Raw genomic sequence first — 14061 nt, 5'->3', positions numbered from 1 at the left:
CACCACCGCGACGATTCGAGTGCCGGGAACCTTGCGGCCCTTCACCGGCGCACCGAGCCGTACCCAGGCGTTAGTTGCCATGATCGGGGGTGGCCGCCGCCTGTTCAGCGTCCACGTAGGCCCGCGCCGCCCGGGCACGCCGCCTCAGGAGCACGGTCCGTGCGGCGTAGGCCAGGCCCAGCACCAGCACTGCCCCGCCGATCCACCAGGCATAGGGACGGTAATCGTCGGTGACTGCCTTCTGCGGAACCACCACGTTGCTTTCCAGCAGCACGGGCGTCCCGGAGGGTTGGGTGACCAGGAGGTTCCGGGACAGCGATGCCCAACCACCTTCAACAGCACCCACATGTGCGGCCAACGATGCCTGGAGCGTGGAAGCGGCAGCAGCGTCATTCTCCGGCGCCCAGGCGCCGAGCATCAGCAGGTCCCGGCCATCCTTTTCAAAGGCCTCCAGCACGCCATAAGGTGCCGAGGCACCCACGCCGTACTCGACGTCGTCAGGCGAGATGGTGCGGAACTCCGCCAAACGCAACGGTGCGGAGAGCTTGTTGGCAACCTCGGCGGTGGCACCCACCACCAGCCCGGACTCACTGGAAGCTGCCAGCTCCTCGAGGCCCACCACACGGGTATCAAGCAGGGAAGCGCTGTCACGCTGCAGGGAAGCTACCAGCGTGGCAGCGTTGACGGTGTTGGCCTGGGCATTGTGGTCACCAAACGCCACGGGAACGCTCTGTCCAAAAGCCTGGGGGAACCTGGCGAAGCCGGCCTTGGTGGAACCGCCCCGGACAGCTGTGAGGGTGCTGCCTGCGGTGTCCAGGGTGATCTCCATGGGCATGACGCCTGCGGGGCCGCTGCAGTCGCCGCCGGCCGGGAGGGCAGCGAGCCGGATCCGGAGGCCGTTCCTTGCCTGAAGCTGTCCCGCCGGGACTTCAGCGTCCACCGTGAAGGTGTCGCCGCCGTCGAGGTTCCTGGAACTGAGCAGGTAGTCGTTCCAGAAGACCGAAAGCTGCGCTTGGGCGTTGTCCGGGACCGCAGTGTGCGTGCCTTTCAGCTGGACTTTCACGGACGAAACCGGGCCGCCGAATTGCGACTGGTTCACGCCCACGTACGATTCCGGGGTGCCGTAGCCGGAGAGTTTGAGCGTGGAGCTGCCCAGGTCCTTGAGGCTTTGGGTCAGTCCCGCAGCAGCTGGCAATGCCGAGGTCAATCCGGTGACCGAGGACGTCACGGCGAGCGCGGTTTTGTCGCTGGCGAGCGCGCGGGCTGCGGTGCGGAGCTTTTCGTCGTGGCCGCTGAGGATGAGTTGCGGGAAGCCGGCCGCAGTGGCCAGCCTGGTGGCGGTTTCGCCCTGGTCGGTGATGACGCTAAGGATCCGGCTGCCCGCCGGAAGGTTTGCTACGCGCGTTTCAAGTTCGGCTTCGGGGACTACGCTGACCGCGGCCTCCGGGTAGCGCTGGGCCATGGCGGCCGACGCCGTCATGATGGCCGCCGAAACGTCGGCACCGGGATCCGCGGGGACGGGAAGTACGACGGCGGGCACGGACGCCGGGAAGAACTCGCCCACCGTGGTGGGAACCTTGGCGGTCCCGCTGACGTCCACCACCAGGTTGTTCAGGGTGGCGGTTGAGGTGGACATGACGCACATGGTTTGGGTGACCGGAATGAACTGCAGCCCCACTGTGAGCTGCTGGCCCACGACGTCGGCATTGCTGACGGCTTCGTCCAGGGGAACGGTGGCTGCTGCGTTGCTTTCGAGGATGACCCGGCCGTTGACAGTGGCCCGGACGGTGCCCTCGGGCTTTCCCGAGACCAGAATGGTGCCCTTTACCCGGGTGGGCTCCAAGCCTGCCGTCACTGGCACCGATACCACTTGCTCGGTCTGGCCGGCGAGTGCGGAAACGCTGGAGGATGCCCGCACTGCCGGTCCCTGTCCGGGTGCAGGTGCAGGTGCAGGTGCAGCGGTTGCTGCGGGCGCACTGACGGTGGCCAGTGAGAGGGTGGCGGCGCAGGCGAGCAGGATCCTGATCGCCTGGGGTCGGTTGTGGAGGCGCGGGCGGGGCCGGGCAGGGGTTTGGGGCACGATGTCAGTCCTGAGTAACTAGCAGCGAATGGGTCCGGGCCGTTGTACGGCCAACCTCATAGACACTGCCGAACCGAACTCAAGGTGCCTTGCTGGGTTTGCTCAAGTTTCGATCAAGAACGCATTCCTTATGGCGTTGACCTGCGGCGATAATGAACCATGTGGATCGGCTGGGTTGAATTCGATGTCCTTTTGGGCGATGTCCATAGCCTCAAGGAGAAGCGCTCCATGGTCCGTCCCCTGGTGGCGGAGCTGAAACGGCGCTTCGACGTCTCTGCTGCAGAGACCGGGCTCCAGGACCAGCATCGGCGCGCCTTGATCGGCGCGGCGCTGGTGGCCCCGGACCACGCACACCTGCAGCAAGTGCTCGACGCCGTTGAACGGTTCGTGGCTGCCCGGCCGGAGTTTGAGCTGCTGAGCGCACGCCAGCGGGAGCTGCATAGCGAGGACTAGCGGAGCCTAGTACCCGATGACTGCCAGTCGGGTGGAATTCAGATGCGCGTCGATGGCTTGGTGCGCTGCGTCCAGGCTTCGGCTGCGGAGCGCGTCAACAATCAATTGGTGTTCCCGCAGGACGTCTCCGGCGCGATCCGTGCCCTGAGAGACGGCTTTGACGCCGATCCTCAGTTGTTTTTGCCGGAGTGAGGCGTAGAAGTCGGCAAGGACGGGGTTGCCGCCTGCACGGACCATGAGGGTGTGGAACTCGGTATCGAGCTCGATGAACCTTGCGGGATCAACCCGGGCTTCCTGCTGCTGGTCAATGACGCGCTGGAAGGCATCGATCTGGGCATCAAGCATGGTTTCCACAGCAGAGACGGCCCACTTTTCCACCACCGACCTCGCTTGCAGGATGGCGCGGACATCGGGGTCGGAGATGGGTGGCACATAGGCGCCCTTGTGCGGGATCCGCTTGACGAATCCCTCAGCTTCGAGGCGCAACAGGGCTTCACGGACGGGCGTTCGTGAGGTACCCGTGGTCTTGGCCAGGACTCCCTCGTTAAGGAAAGTTTCTTCCTCGCGAGGGAGGGCTGCGATGTAGCTTTTCATCCACTGGTAGGCCACTTCTGGCTGCGACTGTGCAGTGGGGGTCATCTGGATCATGCAGAGCCTTTCTCGCGTAGCCCAGTATACGAGTTGCATTCAGGACTGTTCGGGACGTTCCTGAAAACTTCTTCTTCAAATATAGACAGGTTGTATACAACTCGTCTACAGTGTTGTTCAGTGACTCCGCTCACGCATCGGAAATACCCCAATTTTCCTGGGATACGCGGCCCGATTCACCGGAAGCTACGCGGCTCCCAATCGCAAAGGATCCCCACAATGACCGATTTGAAGAAAGCAGAACTGAGGCAACAGAAGCACTCCAGCTTGCCCGTGGTGGCTGCTTCGAGCCTGGCTGGCACGGCCGTCGAATGGTACGACTTCTTCCTCTATGGCACTGCCGCGGCGCTGGTATTCAACAAGCTCTACTTCCCCACCGACGATCCCCTGGTGGGCACCATGCTGGCACTCGGGACGTTCGCGGCTGGCTTCCTGGCCCGCCCCATCGGCGCCATAGTCCTGGGGCACTTGGGCGACAAGCACGGCCGGCGCGCCACTTTGGTTGCCAGCTTGATGCTCATGGGTGTCGCCACCACCCTCATCGCCTTCATCCCGTCGTACGCAGCGATCGGCCTCGCAGCACCTCTGCTCCTCCTTCTGCTCCGCTTGATCCAGGGATTTGCCTTGGGCGGCGAGTGGGGCGGCGCCGTCCTCCTCGTCTCCGAACACAGCAATGAGAGCGCACGGCGCGCGTTCTGGGCATCATGGCCCAACATGGGACCGCCCCTGGGCAACTTGATGGCTGCCGGTGTCCTGGCCATCCTCGCCGCCACCATGCCGGAGAGCGAGTTCCTGGCATGGGGCTGGCGCATCGCGTTCGGTTTGTCTGCCCTGCTGGTGGTCATCGGCCTCGTCCTGCGGCTCTACGTGCAGGAAACCCCGTTGTTCAAGGAAGCACAGCGGAAGCGCGAAGCCGAAGGCACCAAGGAACGGAAGATGCCGCTCACCATCCTGTTCCGCCGCAACTGGCGTGAGATCCTCATCGCCACCGGCAGCCGGATGGGCGAAAACGCAGGCTTCTACATTTATTCGCTGTTCATCATTACCTACATCACCCAGATCATGGGGCTGCAGAGGCAGACGGGCCTCACGGCCGTCATGATCGGGCAGGGCGTGGCCGTCGTCGCCATTCCCATCCTGGCTCTGTACGCGGACAAGGTAGGCCGGAAACCCATCCTGATCGGAGCGTCGATTGCCACCATGGTGTGGGCCTTCGCGTTCTTCGCCCTGCTCAATACCGGACAGACCTGGGGAATCATCGCAGCTGCCGTGGGCGGCCTGCTGATCTTTGCCGCGTACAGCTCGGTCATCGGTGCCTTCTTCTCCGAACTCTTCCCCACCGACGTCCGGTACAGCGGCACCTCAGTGGCCTACAACCTGGCCTCACTGATCGCCGGGTCGTTGTCACCGATCATTGCCCTGGCCCTCTACAGCGCTTTTGGCACGGGCTACGCGATCGGCATCTACCTAGCCGCCATGGGCCTGATCTCCATGGTCTCGGTGTTGTTTGCCAAGGAAACCAAGGGCCTTCGCCTCAGCGACCTGGACAACGAATCATACGGCACCCCGGCAAAGGAAAAAGCATGAAAATCGCACTCGTCCAGGTAGCCAGCCCGGACTCCGAAACCCGCAAAGACCGCATTGACCGTGTGGAAGGCATCCTTCGGGGCATCAACGGCGCCGAACTGATCGTCCTGCCGGAGCTGTGGAGCGCAGGCTACTTCCACTTCGACGAATACGAGGCCTTGGCAGAGACGCTCACCGGCCCCACAGTGACCATGTGCTCACGGGTAGCCAAAGACCTGGGCGTCTACCTTCATCTCGGCAGCATCATCGAGGCTGGCGACAACGGCCGGCTCAGCAACACCTCCATTTTGCTGGGCCCTGATGGCAACGTGGTCCACACGTATCGGAAGATCCATGTCTTCGGCTACCAGTCCAAAGAGGCGAGCCTGCTGACAGCCGGGTCCTCGCTTCCCGTGGTTCGCCTGCCCTTTGGGGCGGTTACAGGCATCACCTGCTACGACCTCCGCTTCCCGGGATTGTGGATGGAGTTGAGCGACCGTGGCGCAGGGATCGTGATCGTTCCCGCGGCCTGGCCGACGGCCCGGCGCGAACACTGGCGCCTGCTCACCACGGCCAGGGCACTGGAACACCAGATCTTCGTGATCGCCTGCAACGCGGCAGGCACGCAGGAAGGTGTGGACCTCGGAGGGCACAGCCGGGTGGTGGACCCCGCCGGCAACGTCCTGGCCGAAGCGGACGACGCGGAATCAGTGCTGCTGGTGGACATCGATCCCCTTCAGGTCCAGGCGGTCCGCAGCGAGTTCCCCGTCATCGGAGACCGCCTTGCCGCCTACGACACACTCACCGTTTAGAACCAACACCGTTGAGAAACACTCAAGGAGACGGAATGGAAACAACAAGGCAAGTCCCCCTCACCTTCCGGGTAGTGGGCACAGAGAAGACCATCGTGGTCACGGATTTCCACGGAGTGGTGGCCGGTTACACAGGCCGGGATCCGAAAGCAGTCCAGCACCACATCGATGAACTGGCAGCCATCGGGGTGGCTCCACCGCCAGAGGTCCCCATGTTCTATCGGATGGACTCGGATCTGTTCGACACGGCGGGCGAGCATGACACCTCGGAGAACCTGACCTCCGGTGAGATTGAGCCTCTCTATATCCGCCACAACGGTCAGTACTACCTCGGGATCGGCTCGGACCACACGGACCGGGACATTGAAGCCCGGGACATTGGAGACTCCAAGCGTGCCTGTCCCAAACCTGTCGCCACTGAGGTCATCGCCGTCGAATCGCTGGAAGACCTTGACCTCGACCAATGCACCGCACGCACCTGGGTTGACGGAACCCTATACCAGGAGGGTTCGCTGAGCGGCCTGCGCAAGCCGGCCGACGTCGTCGAGCGCCTTCTGGACCGTACCGACATCGGCGACGCCGACTTCATGTGCCTTGGCGGCACCCTGCCGTTGCTGGATGGAAAGTTCGTGGATGGAACTTCCTGGAAGTTGGAGCTCTCGTTCCCGAATGGGACCACCATTGAACATAACTACAAAATCAAGAAAGGCTCACTTCGATGAGAACCGGTAAGCAGTATTTGAAGTCCCTGAACGACGGCCGGACGGTGATCCTCGATGGCGAGGTAGTCGGCAACGTCCTGGAACACCCGGCCTTCGCGAAGGTTGCCCGGACCATGTCCGAGCTGTTCGACATCGCAGCCGATCCCGCCAACGGAATGCAGTTCCACTCCGAAGAGATCGACGGTCCGGCCAACCGGACCTTCGCCGCTCCCCGTACGCAGGAGGAACTCGTCTTGCGGCGCCAAGCAATCGAAAAGTGGGCCAAGCACACGCACGGCTGGGTAGGCCGCAGCCCTGACCATGTGGGGACCTTCTTCGCAGCATTCGGTTCCCACCCGGACGTCTTCAAGAACGAGGAACGTGACTTCGCCGGGAACGTGGAACGGTACTACAAGAAGATCCTGTCCGAGAACCTGTACCTTTCCTACGCGATCATTCCCCCGCAGGTTTCCCGCGCAACCACAGCGTCCGGCTGGGAAGGCGAATACCTGCAGGTCGGCGTCGTGCGTGAAACCGAGGCGGGCATTGTTGTCCGCGGCTCACAGATGCTTGCCACGGGCGCCGCGATCGCGGACGAAGTCTTCGTCACCTGCATCAAGCCCCTGGGCCCGGACGACGTGGACTTCGCCGTCAGCTTCGCCATCCCCGTAGCCACAGACGGCCTGAAGCTCTACTGCCGCCGCCCGTTCGCCCCGGCCGCGACCAGCGATTTCGACTACCCGCTGACCAGCCACTACGACGAACCCGACGCGCTGGTGGTCTTCGACGACGTGCTCATTCCCTGGGACCGCGTGTTCATCAACCGGAACATCGACACCTTGCGCCGCCAGTTCTTCGACACCGGCGCCCACGCACTGGGTAACTGGCAGGCCCAGATCCGGTTCTCCACCAAGCTGAAGTTCATCGCCTCAGTGGCCCGCAAAGTAACGCAGGTCAACGGCACGGACAAGATCCCCGGCGTCCAGGAGAAGCTCGGCGAACTCGCCGCAATCGTGCAGTCCGTTGAATCAGCGGTTCTCGCCGCGGAATACACGGCAACAACGGACGACGCCGGCATGAGGGTTCCCGGAAAGAGCGCCCTTTACGGTGCTATGGGCTTGCAGTCCGAAACCTACCCCCGCGTGATCTCGATCCTCAGGGACCTGGTGGGCGGCGGCGTCCTGCAGTTGCCGTCCAGCGTTGCCGACATGACCAGCAGCGTGACCCGGCCGGATATGGAACGCTATGTCCAATCTCCCGGCGTCACCAGCGAGGAGCGCGTCAAACTCTTCAAACTGGCCTGGGACATCATCGGATCCGAGTTCGCCGGCCGCCACCAGCAGTACGAGATGTTTTACGCCGGCGCGCCCTTCGTGGTCCGTGGCGCCTACACCTACCGGAACTACGGCTATGACGCGCTGGTGGCCGAGTTGGACACGTTCCTGGGTTCCTATGGCATCGACGGCAACACCGCATCGGAGGGGATCTGACCATGGCAAAGCCCGAATTCGAGTTCACCCCCGTATCGTCGGTGGACTTCGCACCCTGTACACCGCACATCGAGGGTCTCTCCGAAGCGATCCTTGCCCGGGATTCGGACAACGACAGCGTCACCCGGATCCTCAAGTTCGAGCCCGGCACGGACACGTCCCCCAACGGCGTCCTCACGCACGATTTCTGGGAAGAGGTCTTCATTTTCGAGGGTTCATTCGTGGACCAACGCCTCGGCAGGACCTTCAAGGCCGGTGACTGGGCCACCCGTCCGCCGGGCATGGAACACGGTCCGTGGGTGTCGGAGAACGGCGCAAAGATGTTCGAAGTCCGGTACTACACGGATCCAGCACCAGCGGAGCGGAGCAACTGACATGAGCCTGGCACCAGCCTTCACCATTCCCGACGCCATGGGGATGCGCCGCGCGATGGGCCGTTTCCTCACCGGCGTCGCCGTGGTCACCACCCAGCACAAGGACGAGCAATACGGGATGACCATCAGCTCGCTGACGTCCATCAGCCTGGAACCACCCATTCTGATGATCTCGCTGAACTTCGGCACCCGCACCGGCGAGGCGTTGCTGGAAAGCGGCAAGTTCGCGGTGTCCATCCTCGGCGCTAAACAGGAGTCCGTGGCCCGGCGGTTCGCCGTCCGCGGCGGGGACCGCTTCGGCGACGGCGACTTCGACATCACCGATAACGGCCTTCCGGTCATCAAGGGCGCCCTCGCCCAGGCGGACTGCAGCGTGGTGCAGCAGTACGACGTCGGCGATCACCAGGTCTTCTTCGGCCAGGTCACCACGTGCCGGGACCGGGACGGCGAGGTGCTGGCGTTCAAGGCGGGACGTTTCGGCTCGTTCAGCGACTTCGGTCACGCCGAGATCCCCTGGATGTTCTGAGAAGTAGTGCTTAAGCAGGCGGTGCCGGGCTCAACGAGTCCGGCACCGCCCCTTTGTTGCTTCCCCCTACGCGATGGTCAGCTCACCCATGCGGTCCCAGCCGCTGCCTTCGAACTGGCGGCTGATGATGTGGGGGGTCTCCACCAAGGCCTGGGGCATGTCCGCCATGGCCTTCTTGAAGTGATCGCTGTTGACGTGGGCCTCGGCGGCATCGTCTTCGAAGGCTTCCACCAGGACGAACTCGTGGGGGTTGTCCACACTGCGGGACCAGTCGAACCACAGGTTGCCGGGTTCAGCGCGGGTCGCCTCGGTGAAGTCGGCCACCAGGTCCAGCCAGCGCTCTGACCAGTCGGGCTTGACGTTGAACTTGACCACAATGAAGATCACGGGCTGCTGCCTTTCGTTGCACTACAGATTCCGTTTTATCTTTTCAGGTTTAACGCCCGACGGCGGCCCCCGACCAAAAGGTGGGAACCGCCGTCGAACGCTGCTTCTTAGCTGGGGTGCACTACTTTTCGAACTACTTGGAGGTGCCCTGCGAAACGGAACCCTGCAGCTGGCGCTGGAAGATCACGTACACGATGAGCACCGGAATGACCGTAACGCTGACTGCTGCGAACAGTGCGCCGTAGTCCACGGCGTAGCCCATTTGACCCGCGAAGGCTGCGAGTTCCTGGGAAAGGACGCGCGGGCCGGCAGCGTTGATGGACACCGGAATCAGGAACTGGTTCCACAGGCCCAGGAAGTTGAAGATGGCAACCGAGGCAAGGCCCGGCTTGGCCATCGGCAACATCACCTGGAAGAACGTCCGCCACTCCCCTGCCCCATCAAGGGCCGCCGCTTCAGTGATTTCGTGCGGCAGCGATTTGAAGAAGGAGAACAGGAAGAACACCGTGAACGGAAGCGCGAAGCCCACGTACACCAGGATCAGGCCGGGCAGGGTGTTCAGGAGCCCCATGTTCTTCAGCACGAAGAACAACGGCACCATGGCGAGGAAGATCGGGAACGTCAGCCCGGCGAGCATCAGATAGTAGATGGCCCTGCTGCCACGGAAGGTGTACCGGGCCAGCACGTAGGCACACATGGCACCGAGGACCATGACAATGACCAGCGCTGCCGCCACTACGACGATCGAGTTCAGGAAGGCGCTGCCGATGCCGGCGTCGCTCCAGGCCTTGACGTAGTTGTCCAGCTTCCATTCACCGGGCAAAGCGAACGGTGAAGCAAAGATCTCGCTGGACGTCTTGAACGAGGACATGAACGTCCACAGGAGCGGCAGGATAACGATCAAGGTCCAGATGGTCAGCGCGGTGTGGGACACCGCTCCCACCACTTTGTCGCCCTTGGTGGTTGCCGGGGTCCGGGGCTGGAAGTGCAGTGACTTCATTTCCGGCGTTGAGACTTTGGTACTCATTACAGGCTCACATCCTTATCGCCGCCGGTGAGCCGGTTGACCAGGAACGCCAATCCGGAGAAGATCAGCGTGGCAACCGCCAGCACAACGCCCATGGCGCTGGCGAGGCCGAACTGGCCCTTACTGAAGGCAGTGAAGAAGAGCTGCTGTGCCATGACCAGCGTGGAGTTGTCCGGGCCACCGCCGGAATTCAGCGCAGCCATGTAGACGAACGCATCCAAGGCCAGGATGCCCATGTAGATGTAGGCGGTCTGGATGTTGTCGCGGATCAGCGGGATGGTGATGGACATTGCGGTGCGGAAGCGGCCCGCGCCGTCGATCCTGGCGGCTTCGAAAAGCTCGGCAGGAATGCCTTTGATGCCGGCCACGAACAAGACCATGTAGAAGCCCACAAAGCCCCACACGATCACGAACATGGTGGCGATCATGGCGGTGTTTTTATCACCCAGCCAGGCGAAGTCCTTGAACTGGTCCAGGCCCATTCCGGTCAGGATGCCGTTCAGCAGACCACCGGAGGGATCGTAGATCTGCCCCCACATGATGCCAATGGCCACTGCGGGAATGGTGTACGGGAAGAACGAGACCACGCGGTAGAAGCTGGAATTGCGCAAACCCTTGATCTGGCCTTTGCTGCTTCCACCCACTGTCACCAGCGAGGCAAGCACCAAGCTCAGGATGATGGTGATGATCGGGAGGAAGATCACCAGGACGATGTTGTTGGACATTGCCTTCATGAAGATGTCATCGGTAAAGATCTTCACATAGTTTTCAAGGCCGATGAAGTTCTGGTTCGGCGAAAAACCGGACCAGTCCGTCAGCGAGTATCCGAAGGCCTGGATGAACGGCCAAATGACGAACAAGAGGTAGATCGCCAACGGCAGTCCGAGGAAGACCGCAAAGAAACTGACCTTGTCCCACGTCAACGGCTTCCGCCGCCGCTTAATCACTTGCGGTGGAGCCGGCGCCGGAACGACGGCGGCCAGGCCGTCGTCGTTCCGGCTCTGCTGAGTTTTCACTGACGTCACTTCACTTCGATCTTCTTGACCGAGCTGTCGTTGCGGACCTTGTCGGTGATGTTCTGGAGTGCGGAGGTGAGGGTTGCAACGTCGGACTTGCCGTCCAGGAAGGTGTTCCAAACCACCAGCTGGTCCTTGTTGGTGCCGTAAAGGTCGATGAAGTTCCAGGTGTAGATGTCCTCGCCGGCGTCACTGAGCATCTTCGTCTGCGAAACCAGGGCTGTGGACCCGAAACCATCGGCCGGGACGGTGTCCTTGACGATCGTGGGCGCGAGCTTGGTTTTGGCGAAGTTGGTAGCCGCTTCCTTGGAGAGCATGATCCGGAGCAGTTCCTTGCCTCCGGCGGCGTTCTTGCCCTGGCTCGGAACAATGAACGGCTCGCCTGCAGCGCTGTGGAGTGCTGTCTGCGGCATCTTGGGGCTGGCACTCACGGACGGGGCCGGGGCGCCCATCATGTTGAAGCCGGCCTTGGTCTGGTCCTTCATTTCGTTTTCGATCCAGGAACCCGAGGGGTAGAACACAGCCTCCTGGGCGTTGCTCCACTGTGCCTGGGCGGCCGTGAACTGCGTGCCGGAGCCGCCGGGCTTGAAGAAGCCGGCCTTGACGATCTTGTCCAGGGCCGTGAAGACGGACTGGATGGCCGGGTGCGACCAGCAATCTGCCTTGAGGTTCTCCAAGGCGAGGCGAACGTCGTCGCCGCCTTCCTTGATGGCGGAGGCGATGGCCAGTTCCTGGTAGTACGTGGCCGCTTCCTTGCCCCAGACGAAGAGGTACTTGCCCTTGGCCTTGGCCTGCTCGCCGAGCGCGTACATCTCATCCCAGGTCTTGGGAACGGTCCAGCCGTTCTCCTTGAGGAGGGAATCGGAGTACCACACGGCAAAGACGGTCAGGACGTAGTTCAGTGCGGCAAGCTTGCCGTCAAAAGTGCCCGGAGCCAGTACGCCTGTGTACAGGGTGTCCTTGATGACCTTGCCCTCAAGGTTCTTGGCCTCCACAACGCTGGTGAGGTCTTCAAGCTGGGCAAGGATGGTGCTGAAGCCGATCGCCTTCGCGCCGGAGTTGTCGATCAGGTCCGGCGGGTTGCCACCGACGAAGCGCGGCTGGAGTTCCTGGGCGATATCCGTGGACGGGGAAATCTTGGCGGTGGAGCCCTCATGCGTCTTTTCGAAGATCTTGCCGGCGAACTCGACGTAGTCGATCCCGTAGCCACCCTTGAAGATCACGGCGTCGAGGGCGGCCTTGTCTGCCATGCCGAACGGGTTGGTCTCGGAGACGGTGCCCGTGGGGCCGGTGGTTGTGGTGCCGCCACCTGCGGCGCATGAAGCAATGGTTCCCCCCATGGGCACGAGCACGGCTGCAGCGAGTGCTCCGCGCAGGAATCCACGGCGACCGACGGACTGGTGCTGAACGTTCATTTCTAAACCCTCCAGTGACTCGTAGTGTCGACTGTTGCGGCGGGAAAGCCGTTCAGTCAGACAGTCTGGGTTGGCGCTCTGGCAGCACCAACCTTCTGTGACATAATTCACCACGAATGATCGAAAATCAATATTTCGCGGCAGTTTCGATCAACATTTGTCAAAGCGTGATCTTTCTACGGTCCCTCCGCGAGCGCCTTTCCGCACTCGGTGATGGCTTCCCGGGCCAAAGCTCCATGGGCCTCGGATCCCAGTCGTTCCGCCCATTGTTCGGCCAATTGGAACTCCACCAGGGCCTCCGTGAGCCGCTTTTTACCCCGCAGAAACGTGCCAAGAGCAACGTGCAAAACAATCATCCAGTGCTTAGTTCGCTCATCATGGGCCGTGGAGGCATATTCGAGGGCACTTCGCATCCACACTTCGGCATGCGCGTCATCGGCGAGGGAGAGCATGTGGAGTGCATCCACAGCCAGGAATTCCTCACCAAGATGGTCCGCCAACTCCGCTGCCTGCTCCAGGAGTGGCACAGCCATGGCCGGACGTCCGCCGGCGTTCAGAACCCGGCCGCGCTCAAGGAGGATACGAACACCTACTGTTGGCTCGTCGTCGTCGATGCCGTCCAGGAGCGCATCGGCTTCCTCGTATCGGCCCTGCAGGCTGATGGCCCGCCCAAGCTGGGTTGCCAGCTCAGCGCGTTCATCGGCGTCGTACGTGTCCTCGATCATTGCGGCGCGGAACGCGGCCTCCGAGGCTGCCGGATCGCGAAAATTCCATAGGTGGTCCAGTGTCTTCTGATCCAGCATCAAACCGCTCCTGACCAGCCCGTGGCTGAGGTCCTTAGGTATGCAGTATCAATCTAGTCCCATGTCAGCGCCGTGGGGAGGGTGTGCGCAGGCGTGTCAGTTGCCCTTTGGGTTTGCGAGCCGGGCCCAACCAAGCTGCTCTTGCTGCTTGCGGCTCAGGGTGGCCACCACGAGGTCGTACGAGTCCTCCACCATGTCCCGGATCATGTCATCGGCCAGGGCCCCGTCCAGTCGCACACCGTTCCAATGGGTCTTGTTCATATGCCAGGCGCCGGTGATTTCAGGGTTGGCTGCCCGGAGTTGCTCCGCCAACGCCGGCTCGCACTTCAGGCTCACGGACCAGTTGTCCGGATCCATGGTGGAAAGAGCGAACATCTTGGCCTCCTGGCGCGAACCACCCGCGACGGCGGAACGGACCTTGAACACCGAAGTCTCGGGACCGAACGGGAAGTCTTCGAACGCGCCCGGAAAACCGAGGCAAATCTCGCGAAGGGTGGAAACGTCCATGGAGCGAGCCTACTGGTTTCCCATCACACCGGCGCGGCGCCTACGCAACGCCCAGGAAGTCCTCCAGCAACACCACTTCCAGCCCCGCGGCCAGCTGGGCAGCCCGGAAAGCAGCGAGGTCCGCGGCAAACTCGGCACGGAAATGCATGAGCACGATGTCACCGGGGCGCAAGGAGTTGCCCACTTGGTAGTCCATCTTCCCGGCGTTCGCCTTGGCTTCCCACGTCACTATCGCCTTCATCCCTGCGTCAGCCAC

15 protein-coding genes and 1 pseudogene are annotated in these 14061 nt (G+C 62.3%); 7 read left to right on the top strand and 9 right to left on the bottom strand.

All coding sequences use genetic code 11. The features are described 5' to 3' along the window. Positions 1–70: 70 nt before the first annotated feature. Positions 71–2080, bottom strand: a complete 2010-nt coding sequence (locus tag HP499_RS12245) for a cellulose biosynthesis cyclic di-GMP-binding regulatory protein BcsB (RefSeq protein ID WP_309138384.1) — start codon at positions 2078–2080, stop codon at positions 71–73. A 159-nt stretch (positions 2081–2239) separates the two neighbouring features. Between HP499_RS12245 and HP499_RS12240 the strand changes: the two genes are divergently transcribed. Continuing rightward, positions 2240–2533 (top strand): DUF503 domain-containing protein, encoded by a 294-nt coding sequence (locus HP499_RS12240; RefSeq protein ID WP_159705695.1) that lies wholly within the window; start codon positions 2240–2242, stop codon positions 2531–2533. Between the two features lie 6 nt (positions 2534–2539). Here HP499_RS12240 and HP499_RS12235 read toward each other — a convergent pair whose 3' ends face one another. Continuing rightward, a complete protein-coding gene (locus tag HP499_RS12235) occupies positions 2540–3181 on the bottom strand; it encodes a GntR family transcriptional regulator (RefSeq protein ID WP_172324328.1) in 642 nt (213 codons plus the stop codon). A 219-nt stretch (positions 3182–3400) separates the two neighbouring features. On the opposite strand from HP499_RS12235, the gene HP499_RS12230 reads away from it, so the two are divergent. Genes HP499_RS12230 through HP499_RS12205 form a run of 6 tightly spaced genes read left to right on the top strand, consistent with a single transcriptional unit; the run spans position 3401 to position 8650 of the window. Then, positions 3401–4768, top strand: coding sequence for an MFS transporter (locus tag HP499_RS12230; RefSeq protein WP_172324327.1), 1368 nt, complete (start codon positions 3401–3403; stop codon positions 4766–4768). Next, positions 4765–5559 (top strand): carbon-nitrogen family hydrolase, encoded by a 795-nt coding sequence (locus HP499_RS12225; RefSeq protein WP_172324326.1) that lies wholly within the window; start codon positions 4765–4767, stop codon positions 5557–5559. Before HP499_RS12230 ends, HP499_RS12225 begins: the two co-directional genes overlap by 4 nt. A 35-nt stretch (positions 5560–5594) precedes the next feature. Next, a complete protein-coding gene (locus tag HP499_RS12220) occupies positions 5595–6281 on the top strand; it encodes a DUF2848 family protein (RefSeq protein WP_172324325.1) in 687 nt (228 codons plus the stop codon). Then, positions 6278–7750, top strand: a complete 1473-nt coding sequence (locus HP499_RS12215) for a 4-hydroxyphenylacetate 3-hydroxylase family protein (RefSeq protein WP_172324324.1) — start codon at positions 6278–6280, stop codon at positions 7748–7750. The genes HP499_RS12220 and HP499_RS12215 overlap by 4 nt, the downstream gene beginning before the upstream one ends. Positions 7751–7752: 2 nt before the next feature. Then, a complete protein-coding gene (locus HP499_RS12210; RefSeq protein WP_172324323.1) occupies positions 7753–8124 on the top strand; it encodes a cupin domain-containing protein in 372 nt (123 codons plus the stop codon). 1 nt (position 8125) lies between these two features. Continuing rightward, positions 8126–8650: a flavin reductase family protein gene (locus HP499_RS12205; protein WP_172324322.1), complete on the top strand. Its 525-nt coding sequence runs from the start codon at positions 8126–8128 to the stop codon at positions 8648–8650. 66 nt (positions 8651–8716) lie between these two features. On the opposite strand, the gene HP499_RS12200 is transcribed toward HP499_RS12205, so the two are convergent. The 7 genes and pseudogenes from HP499_RS12200 to HP499_RS12170 form a co-directional block, all read right to left on the bottom strand. After that, complete coding sequence (locus HP499_RS12200) at positions 8717–9037, bottom strand: putative quinol monooxygenase (RefSeq protein WP_172324321.1); 321 nt, start codon at positions 9035–9037, stop codon at positions 8717–8719. Positions 9038–9170: 133 nt separating this feature from the next. Then, positions 9171–10064, bottom strand: a complete 894-nt coding sequence (locus tag HP499_RS12195) for a carbohydrate ABC transporter permease (protein WP_172324320.1) — start codon at positions 10062–10064, stop codon at positions 9171–9173. Then, complete coding sequence (locus tag HP499_RS12190) at positions 10064–11080, bottom strand: sugar ABC transporter permease (protein ID WP_309138383.1); 1017 nt, start codon at positions 11078–11080, stop codon at positions 10064–10066. The genes HP499_RS12195 and HP499_RS12190 overlap by 1 nt, the downstream gene beginning before the upstream one ends. Before the next feature lie 5 nt (positions 11081–11085). After that, positions 11086–12495 carry an N-acetylglucosamine/diacetylchitobiose ABC transporter substrate-binding protein gene (gene ngcE / locus HP499_RS12185; RefSeq protein ID WP_172324318.1) on the bottom strand — a complete coding sequence of 470 codons (1410 nt, stop codon included), beginning with the start codon at positions 12493–12495 and terminating at the stop codon, positions 11086–11088. Positions 12496–12671: 176 nt separating this feature from the next. Further along, positions 12672–13298: a hypothetical protein gene (locus tag HP499_RS12180; RefSeq protein WP_172324317.1), complete on the bottom strand. Its 627-nt coding sequence runs from the start codon at positions 13296–13298 to the stop codon at positions 12672–12674. 96 nt (positions 13299–13394) lie between these two features. Further along, complete coding sequence (locus tag HP499_RS12175) at positions 13395–13805, bottom strand: MmcQ/YjbR family DNA-binding protein (RefSeq protein WP_172324316.1); 411 nt, start codon at positions 13803–13805, stop codon at positions 13395–13397. Between the two features lie 40 nt (positions 13806–13845). Then, a pseudogene (locus HP499_RS12170) lies at positions 13846–14061 on the bottom strand (polysaccharide deacetylase family protein); the annotation flags it as partial.

This window comes from Paenarthrobacter sp. CM16, from assembly GCF_013179505.1.
Classification (GTDB): Bacteria; Actinomycetota; Actinomycetes; order Actinomycetales; family Micrococcaceae; genus Arthrobacter.
Note: the sequence above shows the minus strand (reverse complement) of the source record. Positions and strands in the feature narration are given on the sequence as shown.